The organism is Arthrobacter sp. HMSC06H05 (genome assembly GCF_001807395.1).
Taxonomy (GTDB): domain Bacteria; phylum Actinomycetota; class Actinomycetes; order Actinomycetales; family Micrococcaceae; genus Pseudoglutamicibacter; species Pseudoglutamicibacter albus.
Map to the genome: position 1 here is coordinate 16,523 of NZ_KV788971.1, position 23,764 is coordinate 40,286.

Consider the following 23,764-nt stretch of genomic DNA (forward strand, 5'->3'; position numbering starts at 1 on the left):
GTGAGAGATCTGTGGGTGGGTTGAGGCGGTTAGGGGTGAACGATGTCGTGAAACCAAACACTTGAATCAGAGTGCCCGCCCGTTAGTTTCATTAGCGCGTAGGTTCCAGGAAATGGAGGGACGACTGCAGATCTGCCGTCCAGTTTTCAGCAACCAAGTGCGTTCCGTATGACTCATCCCAGGTTGTGTGCAAGAAAAATACAGTTGCGGATACTCGACCGTCGAAGACATCATCATGTCTACGCAGATAGTGTCCTGGGCGGTATCTTGCGATTTAAGCGGCTTTGTATTCAATATCTCTGATCCCCGTGGTCTTTTGCATAGCTCCAACTACCGGTTTGGAACGTAAACCAGCTAAGAAACCGCGGAGTCCAAAAGCTTCCGGGTCCGGTTTTCGCAGAATTTCCGATAATGAAAACCGAAGCTGCGGGTCGTGATCGTTGAACGACTGTGGGTCTATTGAGCTAACCTCTGTACCTTTCTGAATCCAAGCCGCCGCACCCCACCTGCCGTCAGCCGCCATATCCTGACTGATTTGTCTCCAATCCATACTCTCGGGTAGAGCAGCGTGCCCTACTAAAGAGTCGGGTTCGAGAACCTTCTTTACATTGCTCATGAATCCATCACTTGAAAAGTGTTGTATTACTGAGTTCTTCAAACTCAACCCTGAGGTTCTGTTAGTAAACATATTTTCCCCTTGCTGTGACATAGATCACATGTTAGCCTATTTGGAGACTGGAAGGAGGTGACAACCGTGGCTGTTGATATTGAATTTGAAATTGAAGAAAACGAAACCGACGGTGCCGAAATGATTGTGCATCGCTGCTAAGAATGCTGTCAGCGCGCTGATGGACTCAGGTTGACGCAACTCTCCTGAGTCCATCAGCGAACTCAGGAGAGTTTATTTGAAGGTTCAGAAATCACAAGCATGGTCGCTTGAAAAATCTGATCAAAGTCTCGTTGCACGATCCGAGATCATCACGTTAACGTTTAGAGGTGTCGGAGCAACAGAGTTACCGGCGGATTTGTTCACTGGTGTGCCTCTGGATGCTTCTTTGCTACCCAACAACCTCTATCAAGAGCTTAAGTCTCGAAATATCATCGTTAATGCTGAATATGGCCAAGCTGCTTCTGAACGATTTTCCCGGCAGCACGATTATCTGGTGACATTGGGCGCAGACCCTAATCTCGGGCACTTGAAGATCACCGAGGCTCGTGTGGGCATTATCGGTGTTGGGGCTTTGGGAAGTTGTGCCTTACAAGCGTTTGTTGGTGCCGGAGTGCAGAAATTTACATTAATCGACCCAGATGTTGTCTGCCCATCTAACATGAATAGACAGTACATCTACGGTTCAGGTGATATTGGGCGACCCAAGGTGGATGTCGCAAAGCAGTGGGTAGTTGATCGAGCGATACGGCCTGAAATAACGACGCATTTCTGCTCATTTCATGACTTAAATGCGGAGGTGTTTTTCCATGAAGTGGATTTCGTGGTGGCGACCTTTGATGGTCCAAGTATGAATTCGGTTTTAAGCTGTCTCTGTCAGGCTTGGGACAACAGGGTCGCCAGCGTATTCGGCGCGACAGGCTTCAATACCACTGTGATCAGTCCTGTCTTCATGCCTGGTCGTAGCAGGTCCCCAGAAGAATGTATTTTGCTAAGTGAAATGGGTGGTGTTCGCGAACCTATCCGCGCATCCTGGGGTCCAATAAGTCTTTACAATTCAGCCCTTCTCGCAGAGCAAGCACTCCTGCATTTATTAGGACTCTCAGATGAAGTCAATTACACATCATTCCACAAAACGTTGAGAAGACGTGGAGTAGTGTCCATCCAAACTACTGAGTCTCTGAGGTTCTAGTGTCACAACGCTTAGTTTTCGAGATGGAGCGCATAGCCAACAAGGAAATGCTGCACAGGGATTACAACTACGGACTACTACAATCCCAGATCACGCAACCACTCTACGCAGAATGCTCTGATGGACGGGTCGTGCCTGCACTCCTGGGTGATGCAATGAGAGTTGCTGACCATGATTGGGCTTTTAAAGCCGGCCCTAAATTGCCCGGTGAAAGTCGTTATGAGTTAGGCGAGATAGCTGAGGGTATCGTTCATTCGATTAGCACTACCCCCGCAAGTGCATGGCTAGGACGCCTAATTAAACGTGTAACAGTGAGTAGAGATCGTTTGCAGATGCACACAAGGTTCCCCATCGCAGAACTTCCGTCTGTGCTCACTGCACAATGTCTCGCGTTTAGTCTTGTCGGCGGGCGTCACGTTGGGGACTTTAAATTAGCCAACGGATACGAAAACAAATTCGCTACGCTTCTGAGTGTCCCCGACGGGCGCTTTGGAGTGGAACTAGTCGATTTTGGCTCTCGAAATGAAGGCCGAAAGAAGTTCTTCTCCGGAGACATCAACATAGGCTGGGGAGTTGGTCTACCTAGGGATTACTATGAATCAGACCCCGGACCATTCAATGAGCCGATAAATTTTAACATTAGTTATGTCCTCACCGCGGGTAGCAGAGTCCCTGCACAGCTTTGGAACTCTATCGAACGATACTTGAAAAGGGAACCAATTATAGCTCCCTACCTTTCGACCACTGTTTCGCGCTTATTTCCTGTGCCTAAAGACCGCTCCCAACGGAACTTACCTGTAGAAAAAGGCGAACGCATGAGTAGCTACGGTTCCGCCATGGCCAGGAGCTCTGTACCTCTATATTTTTCGGGCTATCACCCAAACGGCGATATGGCTCAAGAAATAGCAAAACAGACCGAAGGACTGTTATATCCAGTCCAAGTTCCATACGAAGACATTGTAATGAATCGTGTCAACCCAGCTGGAATAATTTTGTCCTTAAGGGTGCCGCTAAATTCTTCACCTTTGGGGGCAATACCTGAAACACTGGGTTATTTGAGACAGAAGGGCCACACTACTGCTGCATCTGCCGAACTGTCGGTGATGATCAAAGAAACACTCGCAATGCCAGCGCCGAGCCTTGAACACTTGCGATGTCTAGAGCAGGCTGTGAATAAGGTAATTCGGCAGATTACCATCGGTCGTCTTCGTGTGTTATTCAGAAGCCCGATCAGTTTTGAGACAAATACTATGGGTATGTTCAGCTTCCATGATCTAAAGGGTGCCATAAATGCTTGATAAAACTTCAAAAGCACTTCTAGAAGAAGGTCTCCAACGACTGAAAGCCGGCGAGACTGCTCACCTCAGTCAAGTTGAGTCGATAATTCACTTCGATTTCAGCGACTTAGGAAGATTGCTAAGGAATCCATTAACCCGAACACCTCAGGTGCGCGTAGCTCTTCGTGGCCGAAAAGTTCAAGAATCTAGATATACGCGCACCACAGTCGTAGGCCGTCAAGAAGTTAACGATTCCATTTGCCCTGAACGTATCGCCAAGCTGATTTCGCAAGGGGCCACGGTTACGCTCGATAGCTTGGAATTGTCAGTACCAGAGGTAGCTGAGGTGTGTCAGCTTTTTGAAGATCAGCTCCAACGCCCTTGTCTTGCTACGGCATACATCACCCCTGCCAACGTAGAAGGCTTGGCGCCTCACATAGATGAAGAAGACGTAATGATGGTCCAGACGGCTGGCTCCAAACATTGGAGATATGGGCAGCCAGAGCCAGGCGTCGGGACAATGTCTCGAATTTTAGAAGGAGATTATCCCAATTTGACCCAGTCCGGGCTCCTGCAAACTGGCGGCCTCATAACCCTACCTTCCGGCACACCTCACTCAGGTACGTCATCATCTAAGGGGTCAATTCATATCACCTTTTCTGTAGAACGACCCCGATATGGAAAACTTTTCAGCCAGCTTTTGAGCAAAACTGTCGAAAGTTCAGCCTTCCCATCAAAGCTTCATGAACAATTGCCGTTCGACAACTATCAACCCCCGTTAAACGAGTACATCGAACCCATTATTAGTGCTCTCGAACATCAATTGCAGGAATCTTCAAAAGAAACTTGTGAAACCTCAGCGCAATGGAATGAGCGGATAGAAGATATCTATGCGAGTTGGGACGCGGTGACTTTTGGGGCAGTTACAGTAAAGCTGAAGGAATCGTTCACGCTTAACTCTGTCGATGAAAACACAACACGAATCCGGACTATGACCAGCGGCCTGCAAGCAACGGTTAGCAGAGAGCTTGAAACAACCCTCCGGACACTGTTGGACCGTAAAAGACTTGACCATGTTGACGTGGATAAGTTTCCGATCTTATCCACCCTGGCCGGATATGGTGTAGTCTCCGCCAATCCAACATCTGAAAAACACATTCCATGAACCACCAAAAATCAATTTTATTCCGTCTATATGCTTCAGAAGCTGGTTCAACATTTACTTCCCAGTACGTGTTGTTTGCGATTCCTGTGGTAGCGGTGACAGTTCTTAACGCTAGAGATTCTGAGGTAGCACTACTCAATGCTGCTAGCGGTTTGGGAATTTTAATTTTCCTATTGCTCCTGGGGCCTCTTGCAGATGTGCGACGTAAAGACCTTTTACTAGGATTCCTGTCGATCGCACGTGGCGTGGCCGCCGCTTTACTGACCTATGCGTTTATGCAGGATGCGGTTTCTATCACCGTCTTGATCGTAGGCGTTTTCTTCATCGGGGGAATGACGGCATTATATGAGAGCAGCGTATCAGCCTACATTCCTGCGTTAGTCAGACCTTCAAAACTGCCTACTGCCAACAGCTGGATAGCTGGTTTACGATCCGCCGCCGACATAGGGGCAGGTGCCGCAGCAGGTTGGGTGCTTCAATACCTAGGACCTTCGTGGCTCATGGCCGTTGTTGCAGCGTTGTACATAGTCGTGTCTGTCGGGCCATTCTCTATGCGACCTGTATTCAAACCTGGCGGAGGTAGCATTCAACGTGCAGATAAGGCCGATTCCGAAACGGGAAAAAGTTTTATCCAAGAGGCGGTGGCTGGTTTCAATATTTTATTTAGAGACCGGGCACAATTTCGGATGAATCTTGGAATCTTCCAATTCAATCTATTCACCTCCGCAGTCCAGGCGATCTTTGCCGTTTATGCAATCAGGTATGCAGATCTAACCGCAATCACCTTTGGGCTAGCAGGAACGATTGGTGGACTCATTGGGCTACTTGGTGTCTGGATTTCTGTAAAAGCCATCCGAAAGTTTCGACCCCACCGACTCATGGCCGCAACTCTAATGATCCCAGGCATTATGGGTATCTTCATAGTTCTACTTCCTGTCTTTACCCCGACCAGTCAGATATTTGTACTGGGAGCCGCGCTTGGTATCTGGGCTGCTGCGACTCTTACGAATATCGCCTTATTTGAGACCATCAAACAAGTGCTAGTACCGTCACAGTACCTTGGACGCTACTCCGCGGCGAGTCGATTATTTACCTGGGGGATTGAGCCTGTAGGCGCTCTATTAGCAGCCTTAGCTGTCACGTATGCCCCTATCAGTGTTGTCCTCACGATTGCCTTTGGAGGCATATTCGCTTCTGGATTTTGGGTAATTCGAGAGAAGTCGCTTATTGCAATCACTAACCGGCAGCTCTACGAATACATGTCTGAGGCTGCAAAGTAGTAACGGTTACTGATATTTTTTGGGGCTCCCTTGCCGTTGGGTAGATTCCTGATGCTCATCGTTTTCGTGCCCTGTTGTGCCTAATCTGTGCCTAGAAAACGGCTGTTATGCCTAAATTATGCCTAGTTTAATGCTAACATCTGAGTACAACTGCAAGACTGATAGCACTAAAAAACATGGCAAAACCGCGTGATTACAAGGAAAACCCCGGAATCTCTACGATCCCGGGGTTAGGCCAGCGGAGGGTAAGGGATTCGAACCCTTGGTACGGGGTTACCGCACAATGGTTTTCAAGACCATCTCCTTCGGCCACTCGGACAACCCTCCAACAACGCTTGAGTTTATCGCATGCTTCCGTCAACTCTGTATTCGTGTCACTCTGGGGAGTATGTGTGCTGATCGTGAAGTGAAAATGCCCGGCCAGCCGAGGCCGGTGGTTCCGTCAGATGTGAAGACATCCGCAGCGATGACTGCGGTCGCGTTTGATGGGGCGGGCGGCCCTGAGGTGATTCGGGTGGGGGAGGCCTCCGTTCCGGAGCCTGGCTCTGGAGAGGTGTTGATCCGGGTGCATGCGTGCGGTGTTAACCCGGCTGATGTTTCGCAACGTGAAGGGAACTATCGTCCCCCCGAAGGTGCCTCGAATATTCCGGGGCTTGAGGTCTCTGGCGAGGTTGTGGGCTACGGCCGCGGCGTGAGCGAAGAGGTATGGCCGTTGGGTGAACGCGTGGTCGCGTTGATTGATACGGGTGGTTACGCGGAGTATGCGGTGGCCCCGGTCGCGCAGGTTTTGCGGGTTCCACGCGGTATCAGCATGGTGGGGGCGGCTGCGTTGATCGAGGTTGCCGCCACGGTGTATTCGAATCTTGCGATGACAGCGCGCCTGCAAGCGGGGGAGACCGTTCTGGTGCATGGCGCATCGGGCGGTATCGGGACGTTCGCGCTGCAGTGGCTTTCGGCCTGCGGGCACACGGTGTACGCGAGCGCATCGACCCCGGAGAAGTGCCGGTGGGCGCGTGAACGCGGCGCAACTGAGGCGATCAACTACAGGGATGAGGATTTCGTTGAGCGCATCAAGCAACTCACCGACGGCCGGGGCGTGGATGTTGTGATCGATGTAGTGGGCGGGGCATACCTGGACCGTAACCTGAGATGCTTGGCTACTGATGGCCGGATGGTCACGATCGGTTTGGTGGGTGGCCGGAAGGCTGAGCTGGATATGGGCCGGTTGATGATCAAACGGCTTTCGGTGCACGGCACTACGTTGCGGGCACGGCCCGCGGACCAGAAGGCGGCGATCGTTGCGGCTGTGGGTCAGCATGTGTGGCCTTTGATCGCCGATGGCCGGGTCACGGTGCCCGTGGATGCGCAGTTCCCGCTGGAGCAAGCGAGGGCCGCGCATGAGTATCTGGCGCGCGGCGAGCATTTCGGCAAGATCGTGTTAACGACGCATCCCGACAACCGGGAGTAGTGTGTCTTGTACAAGTCATCGCAAGTACCTATTTGAGTGAGGTTTCTTATGTCTACAACCTCAGACGAGGTTCAGCGGCCACCGGCGTACGTTGAACCTGACGTCCTGGAAGCAGAGGAACGTAAATGGACTCCGACCCGCATTATCGTGTGGGTCGGAGTCGCCCTGTTGGGCGCGGTTGGTTGGGGTGCGATCGCGCTGGGCCGCGGCGAGCCGATCAACGCGGTGTGGCTGGTTTTCGCGGCGGTCGGTACATACTTGATCGCGTACCGGTTCTACGCGAAGTACATTGAGCGTAAAGTTGCGAAGCCTGATGACCGCAGGGCAACACCTGCGGAGGTGAAGAATAACGGCCAGGACTTCATGCCGACAGACCGTCGCGTGCTGTATGGCCACCACTTCGCTGCGATTGCGGGCGCTGGCCCGCTGGTTGGACCGATTTTGGCGGCCCAGATGGGTTACCTTCCCGGTACTATCTGGATCATTGTTGGTGTGATCCTCGCAGGTGCCGTCCAGGACTACTTGGTTCTGTTCTTCTCGATGCGTTCTGGCGCTGTCTCGTTGGGGCAGATGGCTCGCCAGCAGCTAGGCCGTTTTGCAGGTACCGCGGCGATCATTGCGACCGTGTTCATTATGACGATCATCGTCGCGATCCTCGCGCTCGTGGTCGTGAACGCTTTGGGTGAGTCTGCTTGGGGTCTTTACTCGGTTGGCCTGACCATCCCGATCGCGCTGTTCATGGGCGTCTACCTGCGCTTTTTGCGCCCGGGCAAGGTTATGGAAGTTTCCATCATCGGTTTCGTACTGTTGATGTTCGCCATCATCTCTGGCCGTTGGGTCGCTGAATCCGAGTGGGGCGCTTCGTTCTTCCACCTGGATAAGACCACGATCGCGTGGATGATCATCATCTACGGTTTCGTCGCCGCTGTCCTGCCGGTGTGGCTGTTGCTCGCGCCGCGCGACTACTTGTCCACGTTCATGAAGATCGGTGTGATCGCGCTGTTGGCTGTCGCGATCGTTGTGGTGCGCCCGATGCTGGACGCGCCAGCCGTCTCGATGTTCGCTTCGGTCGAGAACGGCCCGGTGGTCTCGGGTAAGTTGTTCCCGTTCCTGTTTGTGACTATCGCGTGTGGTGCGCTTTCTGGCTTCCACGCTCTCATCTCCTCGGGCACCACCCCGAAGCTCGTTGAGAAGGAACGCCAGACCCGTTTCTTGGGTTACGGCGGCATGCTCATGGAGTCTTTCATTGCGATCATGGCGCTCATCTGTGCTCTCGTGATTGACCGCGGCGTCTATTTCGCTATGAACTCGGGTGCTGGTCTCACCGGTGGGACCGTGGAAGGCGCGGTCCAGTTCGTGAACTCGCTCGGCCTAGTCGGTGCGACCGAGCTGACACCGAACATGCTCACTGAGCTTGCCAATAACGTCGGTGAAGAGTCTGTCGTATCCCGTACGGGTGGCGCTCCGACGCTCGCGGTCGGCTTGGCCTCCATCATGCAGCAGTGGTTCGGCGGCGTCTCGATGATGGGCTTCTGGTACCACTTTGCGATCATGTTCGAGGCCCTGTTCATCCTCACTGCTGTGGACGCCGGTACTCGTACCGCCCGCTTCATGTTGCAGGACGCGTTCGGTAACTACATCCCTAAGTTCAAGGACATGTCGTGGAAACCAGGGGTGTGGATCACCACCGCGATCATGGTTGGCCTATGGGGCTACATCTTGATTCTGGGTGTGACTGACCCGCTGGGCGGTATTAATACGTTCTTCCCGCTGTTCGGTATTTCTAACCAGCTACTGGCTGCGATCGCGTTGGCGATCGTCATGGCCATCGTGGCGAAGAAGCAACGCTTCAAGCACATCTGGGTCGTTGTCTTGCCGCTGGCTTTCGCCACCGTCATTACGATGTACGCTTCGCTTTTGAAGATCTTCTCGCCTAACCCTTCGGTGGGCTACTGGGCTAATCACTTCAAGTTCAAGGAAGCGCTCGCCGCTGGCGAGACGAGCCTTGGCACGGCAGGCAATGTTGAAGCGATGAACGCGGTGGTCCGTAACACGTTTGTTCAGGGTTCGCTTTCGATCTTGTTCATGGTTTTGGCGATCATCGTGATCGCGGCGTCAACCGTCGTCACGTTCAAGGCCTACCGCCACGGCAAGGTTGTGGATCCGTTCGAGACCGAGGAAGTGGAGTCTAAGATCTACGCGCCTAGCGGTTTGATTGCTTCGAAGCCGGAGCGTGAGCTTGAGCAGCGCTGGAAGGAATATGACCAGAAGGTCGTTACCGGGAATGCTCCACGGAAGGAGTGACCCATTCTCATGGGACAGGTCATGGCAACGGTCGTGGATTTTCTGCGCAAGTCCGGCCGCTTCTTCAGCGGTGTCGTAGGCGCGGATAAATACCACCGCTATGTTGAGCATTTTCAACGGGTGCACCCCGGTGAAGAGCCGCTCAGCGAGAAAGAGTGGTGGCGCCAATACCACGATTTCCAGGACAAGAACCCTGGGGCTCGCTGCTGTTGAGCCGCCGCCGCTGTTGAGGCTTAGCCCGCTCAAACCAGCTATCTTGGGTGCATGCGTGAGTTTTTCAAAACCATGTTCGGTAACCCGGACCGCAAGGGCACCAAGGATCTAGGCGAGGGCGTGTGGCGCTCAGACTATTGGCGGTTCCGGCGCGCGGTGGACCGTATGCACCAGGTCCTGGAGCAGGCGCAAGCTGATGATGCGTATCACGTGATCCTCACGTACGCGGACGAGGTGGGTGACCACCTTGAACGCGTACGTGAGGTCTCACGCCGAGCGCAAGCGGCGTTCCCGTCTTCAGGAGACCATGTCCCGGCCGCCGCTCTGGACGTGCACCACGCGTTGACGAAAGCAGCCACGCACGCTGCGACCCTCGCTCAATCCGCAGCGATGCTCGGGTGGGCTACCGCCGAGGACGCCTCAGAAGCTGGCCAGGGTGGCGCGCCGCAAGAGGCCAAAGCGGCGAAAGACAACAAAGCGGCGAAAGACAACTTGGACCGCAAGAGCGGGGCAGTGGACTCATACGTTGAAAAGGCGGAAGCTGCCCTGCAGCGGGCACTGCATCGCTAAACACTGTTGGCCGGCGCACCGCAGAGTAGGGTACGCGCACCGCAGAGCTAAACACCGCCCAGTCCATAAGCGCTGAAAACGTTAAAGGTTCGTGGCCGTACCAGTCTTGGTACGGCCACGAACCTTTTGTGCGAGCCCCCTGCCGGAATCGAACCGGCGACCTTTTCATTACGAGTGAAACGCTCTACCGACTGAGCTAAGGAGGCCTGGCGGTGAACCGCCGGCATACACGCAAGGTGCATGCCACGAGTCGAAACTCTATCGGTTCAACGCGCCAGGGTCAAAACGCGGGTGAAACTGCGTTGAAACCGCGCTGAAACGGGAGCCTACGCGCGGCCACAACAACGCCGTAAACAGCGCGAGGCGATCCGTTAGCAGTTAGTCTTCTTCGGCATCTTGCCCTTGAGTAGGAAGTCTTCGACCCCGGTGGTGACGCACTCGTTGGAACGCCCGTAAGCGGTGTGGCCCCACCCGTCAAAGGTCAGCAGGGTAGAACCTGGAAGCTGCTTCTGCAGGCTCACGGACCACTGGTACGGGGTTGCTGGGTCGTGCTTAGTGCCGACCACCAAAACAGGCGGGATGTCCTTAGACACTTTGAAGTCATCTTGCGCGGCGCCACCGGCGTTAGGCCAGCCAGCGCAACCATCGTGCTCGCTGAGGGCCTCGCCGTAGAACGGCGCTTCCTTCTTGAACTTTTCGCGCGTCTTCTTGCGGGATTCCTCCGTCAGTGCAGACGCGCCGTAATCCATGCAGTTGTATGCGTAGAACGCCTGGCTGGTGTTGTTGCGGTACTTGCCGTCCTCTCCACGCTCAGTAGACAAGTCCCACAGCATCGCGATCCCCTCTGGGTCATTGTCTTCGATCGCCTGGCTCAACGCGTCAGTGAGCATGTCATGGGCTGCTGGCTCATACATCGGCAAGAGGGCTGCCTCGAAAACGGCGGCGCCACTGAACTTGCGGCCGTCCTCGGTGGTCATCGGTTTGGCATCCCACTTGTCGATCGCTTCGGTGAGCTTCTTACGGCCAGCCGCAACGTCGCCTTTGAACCAGCAAGTATTCGGCTGCTCGGTGCAGGACTCAAGGTAGTAATCCAGGCTTTCCTCGAAGGACTTCGCTTGCCCAAGCCCGACCTCTTCCATCTCGAGACTTGGGTCCAGCGCCCCATCCAGCACCATGCGTCCAGCGTTTTCTGGGAACAACGAGAGGTACTGGGCGCCGAGCTCGGTGCCGTATGAGTAGCCGAGGTAGTCGAGCTTCTTATGGCCGAGGGCCGCGCGCAGAATATCCATGTCTCGTGCGGAGTTCGGTGTGGTGATTTGGCTCAGCAGCCCTTCCGGCTTGGTGTTCTGCTTGCACTTGAGCACATCGGCTTCTGCGTCCTTCTTGATCTCCTTGATGCTCTGCTCGTTGTTGCGCGGCATACGAGATTCCTCCATGCGCGCATCGAGCTCCTTGTCCGTGAAACACTTCACGGCCGTCGAGCTACCCACCCCGCGAGGATCAAAACCGACGATGTCGTAGCTCTTACGTAGCTCATCGGAGAACAGCATCGAGGCGGCGTCCTTGACCATGTTGACACCTGAGGCGCCCGGCCCGCCCGGGTTCACAACCAAGCTGCCTTCAGACTTATCGGTGGCTTTCGCACGAATAACTGAGATCGTGATCGCGCCCTCGTCAAGCTTCTCGTAGTTCAGTGGAACTGCGATCTCGCCGCACTCAAAGTTGCCGCATTCCTGCCAGTCGATTTTCTGGTCATAGAAAGACTTCAGGTCTTTGCCGCTGACGGCTTCCGTGGCAGGCGCTTTCGACGACTCGGCCGGGCTCGCCTCGGGCCCGCCGTTGCTACCGCCACCGCCGCAAGCGGTGAGCGCTAACGCAACAGCGGCGGCTGCTGCACTGAACATCATGCCCCGGCGGGGCATAGCACCCGGAAGGAGCCGGGTTTGGTGTGGGGAAGTCACATTATCCTCGCTGATGTCGATCTGTTGGAGCTAGTAGTACACGGTCTATCGGTGGCCCGGGAGGTTCATCGAGCCGCAGACGGCCTGTGCGCAGTCAGTCTAGGTGAAGCAGAACTTCGCGGTGTAGTACTACGGGGTGAGACGATGATCGCGGCCATGAGCGCTTCGATCGCTACTTGTGGGCTCACATTTCCGGCGATCCTCTCGCGTGCGGTACCGATGTGGTCGATCGCGGCAACGGAATGGCCGGGATTCGTCGCGTTCGCGTACTGGGTCAGCTGCGGCGCTAGGTGAGCGTTGACGAGCTCTTGACCTGTGCCGAGCTGGATTGTGAGAACGTCACGGAAGAACGTCGTCAGGTCGATCAATGCGCGGTCTATCGAGTCTGTGGTTCCGCGCCGTCCGCGGCGCTTAGCGGCATCGGCGAGGCGCTTGAATTCTGTGCGTAACTGCCGCGGGATCGATTCTTCCGGGGACAAGCCGAAGGTTTCCCTCAACGCAGCCTCATCGGCTTGGGAACGCTCTTCAACGGATGCGGTCGCCTCCGCGGTCGCTATCTCAACGAAATGGGCGGCTGCCGCCATAGCGTTAGCGATGTTCGTGGCTCTGAACGGCGTGTTCACGATGTCTTCACGCCGCTGCCGTGCCCCCTCGTCGCGGGCGAGCCTGCGGGCAACACCGATGTGGCCTTGGGAAACGCGGGCCGCGAACTCAGCTTGCGCCGGGGTTAGCCCGTCCCTGCGAACCAAAAGCTCCGCGACATCGGCGTTATCCGGGATCCGGAGTGTGATGTTGCGGCAACGGGAGCGGATCGTGACCAGGACATCGGCGGGCGAAGGCGCACATAGGATCCACACGGTGTGCGGGGGTGGCTCTTCGATGGCTTTCAGCAACACGTTGGTGGTGCGTTCGGTCATGCGGTCGGCGTCTTCAACAATGATGATGCGCCAGCGTCCCGTGGCTGGCCTGTCGTGGGCTGTGCTGATGAGGTGGCGGACGTCTTCAATCGAGTAGGTAACGTTCTCGGTTGTCACCATGCTGACATCGGGGTGTGTTCCAGCGAGCACGGTGCGGCACGCCGGACATTCACCGCAGCCCTTTGCTTCCGGCGCGGCCTGTTCGCATTCAAGGGCGGCAGCGAACGCGCGGGCCGCGTTGGTGCGTCCTGAGCCCGGAGGGCCGGTCATGAGCCACGCGTGGGTCATCGCACTACCGCTCACCGCGCGCTTGAGTTGCTCAACCACCCGCTCCTGTCCAGGGAGGTCCCGCCACACGCTCATGCGCTACCTCCGGCATCTGTCACGGCATCAGGTGCAGGGTTGGACGCTGAGCCCGCCGCAGGCCGCGTCGCCGGGGCCTGCTCGGCCTGTTCGGTCCGCGCTGTTAGGGGAACACGCTCTATGAGGGGAGCCACAGCCGCGTTGATCTGTTGCGCGATGTCTTCGATGCTTGCCCGCGCATCGATCACAAGATAACGCTGCGGATCCAGTGCCGCGATCCGCTCGAACTCTTCCATGAGTGTTCCGTGGAACTCATCGGGCTCGGCTTCGATGCGGTCGCTGGTTCCGCGTTGGCCTTGGCGTGCACGCGAGTCCGCTACCGGCATCGTGAGCACGATGGTGAGGTCGGGTTCAAGCCCCCGCGCGGCCGGGGCATTGATGGAGGCAACTGTTTCCAGGCCGAGCCCGCGGCCTGCACCTTGATATGCGAGCGAGGAGTCAAGGAAGCGATCAGAGATCACAACCGCGCCAGCCTCCAGCCACGGGATGATCCGGTCGTTGACATGAGCCGAACGCGCCGCAGCATAGATCAAGGCTTCGGTGACAGGGTCCATCGGAGCGAACGCCGGGTCAAGCACGATGCCGCGCAGTGCCTCGGATACAGCCGTTCCGCCTGGTTCGCGGGTGGTTTCAACGCGGTAACCGGCCGAACGCAGGTGCTCGGCGAGCAAGCGAGACTGGGTTGATTTACCTGTCCCGTCGCCTCCTTCAAACACGATGAACACACCGGCGGTATCACGGTGTTGCTGTGTGGCATCTACCTGCATGTACTTAACCCTACCGGTGGTTAGGTCCAAAACATGAGGGTGAACACATAGAATGGGACGCATGACTTGGGCTCTCATGATCGAATTCGTGATCTCCGTGTTAATCGACGGAGCCATTTTCGCTCTCGCGTTATTCGCGTTGCTGGACTGCCTCGGGCAGCCCGCGGACCGTTTCCGCGTCTTCAGCAGGATGTCGAAAGGCGCGTGGACAGGAGCCCTCGCAGCGGCAGCGCTCGTGTCAGGTCTTTCATGCGTCAGCGGTGTGACCGCTTTGATAGGTCGGCCTTTCGGCGCCGGCATTCTAAGCGGTGGCAGCTTCGGCATGATCCTGATCTTGGCTGCGGCGATCTTCACAGGCGTGTATTTGGCGGGGGTCCGTCCTAACGTGTCCGGTAAGAACGGGTACGGCTCGTATTAAGCCGCGGCACCCATCGTCATTGAGAGACCCTGCTTGCGCGGGAATGAAAGGCGGATCATGACTTATAAGCTGATTTTGCTTCGGCACGGTCAGAGCGAGTGGAACGAGAAGAACTTGTTCACTGGCTGGTATGACGTGACGTTGACTGAGAAGGGGCGTGCGGAAGCCAAGCGTGGCGGTGAGCTGCTCAAGGAGACCGGCAACCTGCCTGATGTGCTTCACACCTCGCTGTTGACTCGCGCCATCGTGACGGCCAACATCGCTTTGGAGGCCGCGGATCATGTGTGGATCCCGGTCAAGCGTTCGTGGCGGCTCAACGAACGCCACTATGGTGCGTTGCAGGGCAAGAACAAGGCCGAGGTTTTGGAGAAGTTCGGTGAGGAACAGTTCATGACCTGGCGCCGTTCTTATGACACTCCGCCGCCGGAGCTGGCGGATGATTCGCCGTTTTCGCAGGCGAATGACCCTCGCTACGCGGACCTTGTTTCGATGCCGCGTACCGAGTGCCTTGAGCAGGTTCTTGAGCGTCTGTTGCCTTACTGGACTGAGCAGATCGTGCCGGATCTGAAGGCCGAGAAGACTGTTTTGGTGACCGCGCACGGTAACTCGTTGCGTGCGCTCGTGAAGCACCTGGATGGTATTTCGGATGAGGATATCGCCCAGTTGAACATCCCGACCGGTATTCCGCTGGTGTATGAGCTGGATGAGAGCCTGAAGCCTGTCACCCCGGGCGGCACCTATCTTGATCCGGATGCTGCCGCGGCTGAGATCGCTAACGTCGCCAACCAGGGTAAGAAGTAACGCCTAGGTAATGCATAGAGCTGGGGCCAGCACCTGTGGCAGGTGCTGGCCCCAGCTCTATGCTCTCTCAGCCGCGAACGCTTCGTGAGGTGTATCGGTTACTTGAATGGGAGGTCTACGGATTCTGGTTCCCATTCGCCGGTCACGAGGTAGGTGACCTTGCGGGTTACGGAGACGCCGTGGTCGCCGAAGCGCTCGAGGTAGCGGGAGGTCAGGGTCACGTCTGCCGTGGTTTCGGATGGTGCGTCCCATTCTGGGGCGGCTACGGCACGGAACACAGAGGAGTGCAGTTCGTCGATCTGGCGGTTCTTTTCAATGATCTGGCGCGCCAGGCTCAGGTCGCGGGTGTCGAGCAGGTCGCCGAGCATGTGTGCCAGTTCGATGTCCAGCTTCGCCATGTCAGCGAAGGTTGGGATGATGCTTTCTGGTGCTACCGGGTTAGGGAAGCGCAGGCGAGCCAGCTGGGCGATGTGGCGGGCGAGATCGCCCATGCGCTCGAGGGATGCAGACATGCGCAGCGAACCGACGATCATGCGGAGGTCGGAGGCGACTGGGCCTTGGAGGGCGAGGACGTCGATGGCGCGCTCGTCCAGTTCGTTCTGCATGAAGTCGATGCGAGCGTCGCTTGCGATGACTTCCTGCGCTAGTTCGGTGTCTTGGGTGGTGAACGCCTCCCATGCCTGTTCCATTGCGGTTGCAACACGGTGGGACATGGTGATGAGGCCTTCGCCGATGGACGTCAGCTCTGCTTGGAAGACTTTGCGCACGGTTGCGTGTGTTCCTCTCGATTGTCAGACATGTGCGGCGGCGGTGAGTTTTGCTGTGTGCGGCTCACGCCGTGTGTCTCTCACTGGGCACATGTGGGGGACTATGAATTATCTTTGCTCCGCTAAGTATCGCGGCGGTAGGCGTTACATGAACATCAGGTGAACAGGTCGTAGGGGAGTGCATTCTCCGGTTGTTGTCTAGTTTTCCAGGGTTAGGCTCTTAGTGTGGACCATACGCAACTCATTGCCGTGATTTCAGGCCTGGTGGGCCTGCTCATAGGTGTGGGCGGAGTCCTTGCTTATAACGCATCGCAGCGTGGCAGGGTTCTCCAGCTCGCTGATGACACCCCTGATTTGCCGGAAGGAGCGGCAGACGTGTTGGGGGTTATTGGTCGTGCCTATGTTCTGGTCGATGAGGTCGATGGCGTGGTGCGGGCGAATCCGTCTGCGTACGCGTATGGGTTGGTGCGGGGCCATACGTTGGTGCATAGCGACATTGTGGAGATGATCGCTGATGTTCGCCGCGATGGTGTGGTTCGTGAAGGCGAGTTTGAGCTTCCGCGCGGCCCTGTGGGGCAGGGTTTCATTGTGGTGCATGTGCGTATGGCGCCGCTGGGTGGGGAGCATATTTTGATCCTTGCAGATGACCGCACTGAGATCACTCGTACAGCTACCATGCGCCGCGATTTCGTTGCGAACGTTTCACACGAGTTGAAGACCCCGGTCGGTGCTGTGGGTTTGTTGGCTGAAGCTATTGAGAGCGCGGCTGATGACGAGGTCGCGGTGCGGCGGTTCACCAAGCGTTTGGCTAAGGAATCGCAGCGGTTGGCGGCTTTGGTCCAAGACATTATTGAGCTGTCACGCCTGCAGTCTGCTGATGTTGTGCAGGCGGGTGAGGAAGTCGATATGTCCAAGCTTGTGAATGAGGCTGTGGATCGTACGGCGCTCATCGCGGGTGAGCAGGACATTGAGATCAAGGTTGGCGGCGTCAAGAACGCGACCGTTTATGGCGAATCTGATCTGTTGATGACTGCGGTGCGGAACCTGATTGATAACGCGATCAGGTATTCCCCTGAAGGCACCACGGTTGGTGTGGGGATCAGTGACCGGAATGGTTTGGTTTCGGTCACGGTGACTGACCAGGGTCCGGGTATTCCGGCTGATGAACAGGAACGCGTGTTTGAGCGTTTCTACAGGCTTGATTCGGCTCGTGCCCGCTCGACTGGTGGTAGCGGGTTGGGTTTGAGTATCGTGCGGCACGTGATGGAGAGCCACGGTGGTGAGGTGACCTTGTGGTCGCAGCCGGGGCAGGGTTCTACGTTCACGTTGCGTTTGCCGCGTCTCGAAAGTGAGGAAGAGCAGAGCGCTTCCTCGGCAAGTTCTAGCCTCGAGGAAGCCTCGAGCGTTGAGGGAAAGTGAGTACAGCACGGTGACACGCATTCTGATTGTGGAGGATGAGGAGTCGCTCTCCGATCCGCTCCACTTCCTTTTGGAACGCGAGGGGTTCGATGCCGCAGTCGCTGCTGACGGGGAAACCGCGGTTCAGGAGTTTGACCTGCATGGCGCGGACCTCGTTTTATTGGATTTGATGCTTCCGGGACTTCCGGGAACTGAGGTGTGCCGGCAGTTGCGGCAACGTTCTAACGTGCCGATCATCATGTTGACGGCTAAGGATTCTGAGATCGATAAGGTCGTGGGTCTTGAGCTGGGCGCGGATGACTATGTGACGAAGCCGTATTCTTCGCGTGAACTGCTGGCCCGGATTAGGGCCGTTTTGCGTCGCCAGGGGGAAGCGGAAGAGCTGATTTCCACAACCGTGCAGGCTGGCCCTGTCCGGATGGATGTCGAACGGCATGTGGTCACGGTGCGTGGTGAGCGTGTGCAGATGCCGCTCAAGGAGTTTGAGCTTCTTGAAATGTTGCTCCGTAACGCGGGCCGTGTGATGACGCGCGGGCAGCTGATCGATCGAGTGTGGGGATCGGATTATGTTGGCGATACCAAGACTCTTGATGTTCATGTGAAGCGTCTGCGCGCCAAGATTGAGGAGGAGCCCGGCTCGCCTGTTCACTTGGTGACGGTGCGCGGCCTGGGATACAAGTTCGAAGGCTAGTCTTCCTAGCGTAGGTACCGTTTCCCGCGCAGTTACCGTATAAAACGCTGTGGGCCGGACACTCGAGCGAGTGTCCGGCCCACAGCGTTTTATTGTGCCATGCCCGGCGGTTAGCGCGGGTCAGGCTGTGTTCTTAGTGGCCGTGGTCGGCCTTTTCGGAGGGCTTGAGGTGGTCGCTACGTGACTTGTCGTGGCCACCTGGGACGTAGTTGGCGTACTCAGGGAGGGTTCCGTCGACTACTGGGACCTTCGCGGTGGTGCTGTTGCCGCCGCTCTTGATGGTCACGAGGACCTGCTGGCCAGGGTAGGTGCCCTTGTTGGTTTCCTTGCTGGTGTCGCCTGGAACCGTGAAAGTTTCGGCGTTCTTATCGTCTTCGAGGCGCAGCGGTTTGTCTGCGGTGACGTTGGTGTCTACGGAGTTGCCGCTGAACTCGAGGCTGAGGTCTGCAGAGTCCTTGCCCTTGTTCACGATGGTGCCGAGGTAACGGGCTTCTTGGTCGGCGCCGTTGGTGACGAGCACCAGGTTCTGGATGGTGACGTCGCCGACGTGCGCGGAGACACCGTCTGATGGGTCGTACTGGGCAGTGGTTGCCTGGTCGTTGATCGCACCGCAGCCGGTAGCGGTGAGCGCAAGCGCAGCAAGGGCGGCGCCCGAGGCGGCGCGGCGGATGCGGGCCTTCACGGGAAGTTTCACGAAATTAGCTCCTCATCAATGAGTCATCTGCGCGGTTGTTTGCTCATTTAAGGGTGCAAGCAGACCACCGCCTCCTGCGATTCTATCGTGTTTGTGTGTTTCTCGCGGCCTCGGCTGTGTGTTGGTGACAAACCGTTCGGGCTTGTGCGGTGATTCGATCGTTTATTTGGGGTGCGTGGGCCGCTGTTGTGGTGACTGTGTTGCCAGTCGGCGTATAGATAACTGCGCGTTGAAGGTACTGAGCCGTTAAGTTCCGTTTCCCCTATGTTTACGGGGTTCTGTGGAAAGGTGCGGAGTTAGTCGTGATATTCTAGTTATCTAGAAAGGGGTTTATCCGCATGATTTTTGACGTCGGAGAGACGGTCGTTTACCCACATCACGGTGCTGCCACGATCGAAGAGATTAAGATGCGCACCATCCGGGGCGAAGAGAAAATGTACCTTAAGCTTCGGGTTGCCCAGGGTGACTTGGTGATTGAGGTCCCTGCTGAGAATGTGGATCTTGTTGGCGTCCGCGACGTTGTGGACCGGGATGAGCTTGAGCACGTTTTTGAGGTGTTGCAGGCTCAGGATGTGGAGGAACCTGCTAACTGGTCTCGTCGTTATAAGGCGAACTTGGAGAAGCTGGCTTCTGGTGATGTGAATAAGGTCGCTGAGGTTGTGCGTGACTTGTGGCGCCGCGAGAATGATCGTGGTCTGTCTGCTGGTGAGAAGCGCATGCTGGCTAAGGCGCGCACTATCCTGACCTCGGAGTTGGCTCTTGCTAAGAAGCTGACGGAAGATGAGGCTGAGGTTGTCCTGGATGATGTTTTGTCTGGGAAGCGTAAGGCTAAGGTCTAAGTTTTCGTATCGGGGGTTGAATGTCACCTCATGTGACTCTTCTTCCGGCCGAGTGTTCACCGGAGTCTGTGGCCATCGTTGTGGTGGCGGCGGGCTCCGGTACGCGTTTAAAGGCCGGTATGCCTAAGGCTTTGGCGGCTGTTGCTGGCCGGAGTTTGGTTGAGCATTGTCTCGATGTTGTGGTTGATCCGGGCCTGGCCGGGCAGGTGGTTGTTGTGACGCCGCCTTCTGATGGGCGTGTAGCGCAACTCGTCGCACAGCGTCCTGAGGTTGCCGGTGTTGCGGTTTCGTGTGTTCCTGGCGGGGCGACGCGTCAGGAATCGGTGGCGGCCGGTCTTGCAGCTGTGGGGGATGCGCGTTTCGTGTTGGTTCACGATGTCGCTCGCGCCTTTGCGCCTGCCTCCTTGTTTGGGCGGGTTGTTGAGCAGTTGCGTTCCCGTGATGATGTGGACGGCGTTGTTCCGGGGCTACCTGCGGTGGATACATACAAGATCGTTGATGCCGATGGCGTGGTGGTGGATACGCCGGAGCGTTCGTCGCTGCGTGCTGTGCAGACGCCGCAAGGTTTTGTCGCGGATACGTTGCGGCGTGTGCACCGCGAGTCGGTTGGCCGGGATGCCAGTGACGATGCGGGCTTGCTTGAACAGACTGGATACCGGGTTGTGGTGGTTGCCGGGGATGAGCGGGCGTTGAAGGTCACGCATCCGCAGGATGTTGCTATCGCTGAGGGCATTCTCGCGGCCGGTGCCGCTGAAGAGAAGGGAGTTGGAACCATGAGTGAGGTGCACGAGTTGGGTGAGGGAATCCCTGCAGGCAGCCTGCCGATGGTTGGCTTGGGTTTTGATGTTCACGCGTTTTCGGATGAGGACCCGTCAGCGCCTGGGGCTTTGCCGTTGATGTTGGCTGGGCTTGAGTGGCCGGGGGAGCGCCGTTTGAGTGGGCATTCTGATGGTGATGCGGTGGCTCACGCTGTGTGTGATGCGGTGTTCGCGGCGTCCGGTTTGGGGGATGTGGGCACCCAGTTTGGTACTGACCGCCCTGAGTTCGCTGGCGCGTCTGGCGTGACGCTGGTTCGTGAGGCCGGGCGTTTGGTGGGAGAAGCGGGCTTCACGGTGGGGAACGTGTCGGTTCAGTTTGTGGGGAACCGTCCACGCTTTGCTAAGCGGCGTGAGGAAGCGAACCGTGTGTTGTCGCATGCCTTGGGCGCTCCGGTTGTGGTCGCTGCCACGACGTCGGATGGCTTGGGTTTCGAGGGTGCGGGCGAGGGTATTTCGGCCCGCGCGGTCGCGTGGGTGTATCCGACGCCGAAGCGATAGGGTTGGGTCTGTGAGCTTGCGTTTCTATGACACCCGTACCTGTGCCGTCCACGATTTTGTCCCTGTCAGGGAGGGGCATGTGGGGCTGTATTACTGTGGCGCGACGGTTCAGGGGATGCCGCATGTGGGGCATGTACGATCGGCCATCGCGTTCGATATTTTGCGGCGCTGGCTGATGTATCGCGGTTTCACGGTCACGATGGTCCGTAACGTCACGGATATTGATGACAAGATTTTGGAGAAGTCGGCGCTGTCTTTCTCTGATCCTGCTCAGCTCGGCCCGGATTATGTGGCTAATGAGTTGTGGTTCGCGTTGGCGTACCGTTTTGAGGCGGCGTTCCGTGAGGCGTATGCGACATTGGGCGTTTTGCCTCCGACGTATGAGCCGCGCGCTACGGGGCACATGACGGAGATGTTCGCGTTGATTCAGCGTCTGATCGATGCGGGCCATGCGTACCCGGCTGAGGATGGCTCGGGTGACGTCTATTTCGATGTCCGTTCCTATCCTTCCTACGGTGCGCTGACGCATCAGTCGGTGGATGACATGCAGGATGCTGGCGACGCTGATCCGCGCGGTAAGCGTGATCCGCGTGATTTCGCGGTCTGGAAGGGCCATAAGGATGGCGACCCGTTGACGGCGTCGTGGGTTTCGCCGTGGGGGCGTGGCCGGCCAGGCTGGCACATCGAGTGCTCGGCGATGGCGGGTAAGTACCTTGGCGAGACGTTCGATATCCACGGTGGTGGCTTGGATTTGCGTTTCCCGCATCACGAGAATGAGATGGCTCAGTCGCAGGCTGCTGGCGATGGTTTCGCGCGTTTCTGGATGCATAACGGCATGGTGACGTTTGAGGGCCAGAAGATGTCGAAGTCCGTGGGGAACACGGTGTCTCCGCGTGAGATGTTGGCACAGGCTCCGGCGGATGTTGTCCGGTATTTCTTAGGCCAGGCTCATTATCGTTCGCAGTTGGATTATTCGCCGTCGTCTCTGGCGGAGGCCGGTGCCGCTCTGGAGCGTGTGAAGGGTTTTGTTGCGAGGGCTGCCGAGAAGTTTGGCGCCGATGCTGTGGCTGGTGGCGAGGTCGCGTCGGCTTTCGCTCAAGCCATGGACGATGATCTGAATGTTCCGCAGGCGCTTGCGGCGTTGCATGAGACGGTGCGTCGCGGCAACGCAGCTTTAGGGTCAGGCGACGGCGCGGAGGCCGGTGCCGCGTTGGACGCGGCTCGCCAGGTTGCGGCGATGACCGCGGTGTTAGGCCTTGATGACGCGGCGTCCACTGTTGAGTCTAGTCAGGGCGCCGAATCGGACGCGTTGGCGCAACTGGTGGAGGCGCGTCTGGCTGAGCGCGCGGCCGCGCGTGCGGCGAAGGACTTTGAGACTTCTGACCGTATCCGTGATGAGCTCGCTGCGGCGGGCATCACGGTCAAGGATGGCGCTGATGGCGCATCGTGGGTTTTGACTGGATTGTAGAGCTTGGAAGCTCGTAGGGGTTTCAGAGCCTAGACTTGACGTTAGTCCGGGTTCCGGGCGTTGTAGTTGATCGTTGTGTCCGTTGAGGAGGGCATATGTCGGCGCCACGTAAGGCACCACGTAACCGTAAGGGGCCCTCTAAGGGCAGCGGCGGTAAGAATAAGCGCGCGCTTGAGGGCCGCGGTCCCACTCCTAAGGCGGAGGACCGGGTCTATCACAAGGCGCATCGTGCCAAGGTTTTGCGGGAGCGTTCGCAGAACAAGCAAGGCAACCGTCGCCAACCGACTGGTGGTCGTCGTTTCTCTGAGGAGCACGTGAACGGGCGTAACGCTGTGCTGGAGGCATTGCAGGCCTCCATCCCGGCGAAGGCTTTGTATGTTGCGGCTCAGATTGATGTGGATGACCGCATCCGTGAAGCGTTGAAGATCGCGGCTCAGCGACGCATTCCGATTCTTGAGGCGACTAAGCCTGAGCTGGATCGTTTGACAGACGGCTCTGTGCATCAGGGTATTGCGATGCAGATCCCGCCGTATGACTATCCGGATGCTGCCGCGAGCCTTGCCGATGCGATGGAGAACTACCGCAACGGAACAGCGGGGGCCCCGTTGGTTGTGGCGTTGGACGGTATCACTGATCCGCGTAACTTGGGTGCGATCATCCGTTCCGCATCGGCCTTTGGTGCTGGGACGATCGTGATTCCGGAGCGCCGAACGGTTGGTGTCACTGCTACAGCGTGGAAGACCTCTGCTGGTGCTGCTGCACGTGTGCCGGTTGCGCGGGCCACGAACCTCACGCAGGTTCTGCGGCAGGCCAAGCAGAATGGCTTCTATGTTCTGGGTCTGGATGGCGGGGGTGATGTATCCCTGCCTGAACTTGAACTTGCTGATGAGCCGCTGATTGTTGTGGTGGGCAACGAGGGCAAGGGATTGTCGCGTTTGGTTTCGGAGACGTGTGATCAGATCGTCTCGATCCCGATTAACGCTGCGATGGAGTCTCTCAATGCATCGATGGCTGCGGGCATCACGCTGTACGAGATCGCGAATAAGCGACGAGCATCACAGAACTGAATCTTCTTCGCTAACTCCCCTGAACTGCGTCCTGGAACGTGGTACAGGGGAGTTTTGCCTTGTATTTACGGGGTTCATGGCTGGAACGCTGGCCGGTGTGTGGGTGGTTCTGCGTTTTGGTGTGGGTGTGTGTAGAGTAT

At 57.0% G+C, this 23,764-nt stretch carries 23 protein-coding genes and 2 tRNA genes; 16 read left to right on the forward strand and 9 right to left on the reverse strand.

All coding sequences use genetic code 11. The annotated features are described in order from the left end of the window. Positions 1–91: 91 nt before the first annotated feature. Together HMPREF3160_RS10285 and HMPREF3160_RS01205 are read right to left on the reverse strand one after the other, a co-directional pair. Positions 92–274, reverse strand: coding sequence for a 2OG-Fe(II) oxygenase family protein (locus tag HMPREF3160_RS10285; protein ID WP_083285237.1), 183 nt, complete (start codon positions 272–274; stop codon positions 92–94). Then, positions 275–709, reverse strand: a complete 435-nt coding sequence (locus HMPREF3160_RS01205) for a hypothetical protein (protein ID WP_141739772.1) — start codon at positions 707–709, stop codon at positions 275–277. A 196-nt stretch (positions 710–905) separates the two neighbouring features. Here HMPREF3160_RS01205 and HMPREF3160_RS09535 point away from each other — a divergent pair, with 196 nt between their 5' ends. From HMPREF3160_RS09535 to HMPREF3160_RS01210, 4 genes are read left to right on the forward strand one after another with little or no spacing between them, the layout of a single operon-like run. After that, positions 906–1,859, forward strand: a complete 954-nt coding sequence (locus tag HMPREF3160_RS09535; RefSeq protein WP_176744674.1) for a HesA/MoeB/ThiF family protein — start codon at positions 906–908, stop codon at positions 1,857–1,859. A gap of 23 nt (positions 1,860–1,882) precedes the next feature. After that, on the forward strand, positions 1,883–3,157 hold the full coding sequence (locus HMPREF3160_RS09780) for a hypothetical protein (RefSeq protein ID WP_141739773.1): 1,275 nt from the start codon (positions 1,883–1,885) through the stop codon (positions 3,155–3,157). Continuing rightward, positions 3,150–4,301 (forward strand): JmjC domain-containing protein, encoded by a 1,152-nt coding sequence (locus HMPREF3160_RS09540; protein ID WP_083285242.1) that lies wholly within the window; start codon positions 3,150–3,152, stop codon positions 4,299–4,301. The genes HMPREF3160_RS09780 and HMPREF3160_RS09540 overlap by 8 nt, the downstream gene beginning before the upstream one ends. Continuing rightward, positions 4,298–5,581, forward strand: a complete 1,284-nt coding sequence (locus HMPREF3160_RS01210; protein WP_035757398.1) for an MFS transporter — start codon at positions 4,298–4,300, stop codon at positions 5,579–5,581. Before HMPREF3160_RS09540 ends, HMPREF3160_RS01210 begins: the two co-directional genes overlap by 4 nt. A gap of 239 nt (positions 5,582–5,820) precedes the next feature. Here the strand turns inward: HMPREF3160_RS01210 and HMPREF3160_RS01215 are convergent. Then, positions 5,821–5,908 (reverse strand) — tRNA-Ser (locus tag HMPREF3160_RS01215). A gap of 139 nt (positions 5,909–6,047) precedes the next feature. Between HMPREF3160_RS01215 and HMPREF3160_RS01220 the strand changes: the two genes are divergently transcribed. The 4 genes from HMPREF3160_RS01220 to HMPREF3160_RS01235 are packed head-to-tail and all read left to right on the forward strand — an operon-like array spanning position 6,048 to position 10,136. Next, positions 6,048–7,049, forward strand: coding sequence for an NAD(P)H-quinone oxidoreductase (locus tag HMPREF3160_RS01220; protein WP_070490177.1), 1,002 nt, complete (start codon positions 6,048–6,050; stop codon positions 7,047–7,049). A 48-nt stretch (positions 7,050–7,097) separates the two neighbouring features. Continuing rightward, positions 7,098–9,353 carry a carbon starvation CstA family protein gene (locus tag HMPREF3160_RS01225; protein ID WP_070490169.1) on the forward strand — a complete coding sequence of 752 codons (2,256 nt, stop codon included), beginning with the start codon at positions 7,098–7,100 and terminating at the stop codon, positions 9,351–9,353. Between the two features lie 9 nt (positions 9,354–9,362). Further along, positions 9,363–9,566, forward strand: a complete 204-nt coding sequence (locus HMPREF3160_RS01230) for a YbdD/YjiX family protein (RefSeq protein WP_256173766.1) — start codon at positions 9,363–9,365, stop codon at positions 9,564–9,566. A 51-nt stretch (positions 9,567–9,617) separates the two neighbouring features. After that, entirely contained in the window at positions 9,618–10,136 is a 519-nt protein-coding gene (locus HMPREF3160_RS01235; RefSeq protein ID WP_070506574.1) for a hypothetical protein, read from the forward strand. Positions 10,137–10,269: 133 nt separating this feature from the next. Here the strand turns inward: HMPREF3160_RS01235 and HMPREF3160_RS01240 are convergent. The 4 genes from HMPREF3160_RS01240 to tmk form a co-directional block, all read right to left on the reverse strand. Next, positions 10,270–10,342: transfer RNA gene (locus HMPREF3160_RS01240), tRNA-Thr, on the reverse strand. 165 nt (positions 10,343–10,507) lie between these two features. Then, positions 10,508–12,097 carry an alpha/beta hydrolase gene (locus HMPREF3160_RS01245; RefSeq protein WP_083285243.1) on the reverse strand — a complete coding sequence of 530 codons (1,590 nt, stop codon included), beginning with the start codon at positions 12,095–12,097 and terminating at the stop codon, positions 10,508–10,510. Between the two features lie 65 nt (positions 12,098–12,162). Then, positions 12,163–13,377: a DNA polymerase III subunit delta' gene (locus tag HMPREF3160_RS01250; protein WP_070506577.1), complete on the reverse strand. Its 1,215-nt coding sequence runs from the start codon at positions 13,375–13,377 to the stop codon at positions 12,163–12,165. After that, positions 13,374–14,144 (reverse strand): dTMP kinase, encoded by a 771-nt coding sequence (gene tmk / locus HMPREF3160_RS01255; RefSeq protein ID WP_070506579.1) that lies wholly within the window; start codon positions 14,142–14,144, stop codon positions 13,374–13,376. Before tmk ends, HMPREF3160_RS01250 begins: the two co-directional genes overlap by 4 nt. 61 nt (positions 14,145–14,205) lie before the next feature. Here tmk and HMPREF3160_RS01260 point away from each other — a divergent pair, with 61 nt between their 5' ends. Then, complete coding sequence (locus HMPREF3160_RS01260) at positions 14,206–14,562, forward strand: DUF2516 family protein (RefSeq protein WP_052048632.1); 357 nt, start codon at positions 14,206–14,208, stop codon at positions 14,560–14,562. Positions 14,563–14,619: 57 nt separating this feature from the next. Next, positions 14,620–15,363, forward strand: a complete 744-nt coding sequence (locus HMPREF3160_RS01265; protein ID WP_035757393.1) for a phosphoglyceromutase — start codon at positions 14,620–14,622, stop codon at positions 15,361–15,363. Between the two features lie 98 nt (positions 15,364–15,461). On the opposite strand, the gene phoU is transcribed toward HMPREF3160_RS01265, so the two are convergent. After that, the gene (phoU, locus tag HMPREF3160_RS01270; protein WP_035757391.1) at positions 15,462–16,130 is read right to left on the reverse strand and encodes a phosphate signaling complex protein PhoU; all 669 of its coding nucleotides are present in this window, start codon (positions 16,128–16,130) and stop codon (positions 15,462–15,464) included. A gap of 225 nt (positions 16,131–16,355) precedes the next feature. Between phoU and HMPREF3160_RS01275 the strand changes: the two genes are divergently transcribed. After that, positions 16,356–17,549 (forward strand): sensor histidine kinase, encoded by a 1,194-nt coding sequence (locus tag HMPREF3160_RS01275; RefSeq protein WP_035757389.1) that lies wholly within the window; start codon positions 16,356–16,358, stop codon positions 17,547–17,549. Between the two features lie 10 nt (positions 17,550–17,559). Beyond that, on the forward strand, positions 17,560–18,240 hold the full coding sequence (locus HMPREF3160_RS01280; RefSeq protein ID WP_035757387.1) for a response regulator transcription factor: 681 nt from the start codon (positions 17,560–17,562) through the stop codon (positions 18,238–18,240). A 133-nt stretch (positions 18,241–18,373) separates the two neighbouring features. Here the strand turns inward: HMPREF3160_RS01280 and HMPREF3160_RS01285 are convergent, their stop codons facing one another. Beyond that, positions 18,374–18,934, reverse strand: coding sequence for a hypothetical protein (locus HMPREF3160_RS01285; RefSeq protein WP_070506582.1), 561 nt, complete (start codon positions 18,932–18,934; stop codon positions 18,374–18,376). A gap of 338 nt (positions 18,935–19,272) precedes the next feature. Here HMPREF3160_RS01285 and HMPREF3160_RS01290 point away from each other — a divergent pair, with 338 nt between their 5' ends. The 4 genes from HMPREF3160_RS01290 (at position 19,273) to rlmB (ending at position 23,624) form a co-directional block, all read left to right on the forward strand. After that, positions 19,273–19,773, forward strand: a complete 501-nt coding sequence (locus tag HMPREF3160_RS01290; protein WP_035757383.1) for a CarD family transcriptional regulator — start codon at positions 19,273–19,275, stop codon at positions 19,771–19,773. A gap of 32 nt (positions 19,774–19,805) precedes the next feature. Continuing rightward, complete coding sequence (gene ispD, locus HMPREF3160_RS01295; protein WP_256173769.1) at positions 19,806–21,089, forward strand: 2-C-methyl-D-erythritol 4-phosphate cytidylyltransferase; 1,284 nt, start codon at positions 19,806–19,808, stop codon at positions 21,087–21,089. A gap of 10 nt (positions 21,090–21,099) precedes the next feature. Beyond that, on the forward strand, positions 21,100–22,557 hold the full coding sequence (gene cysS / locus HMPREF3160_RS01300; protein ID WP_070506584.1) for a cysteine--tRNA ligase: 1,458 nt from the start codon (positions 21,100–21,102) through the stop codon (positions 22,555–22,557). 95 nt (positions 22,558–22,652) lie between these two features. After that, on the forward strand, positions 22,653–23,624 hold the full coding sequence (gene rlmB / locus HMPREF3160_RS01305; protein WP_070490155.1) for a 23S rRNA (guanosine(2251)-2'-O)-methyltransferase RlmB: 972 nt from the start codon (positions 22,653–22,655) through the stop codon (positions 23,622–23,624). The last annotated feature ends 140 nt before the right edge of the window (positions 23,625–23,764 follow it).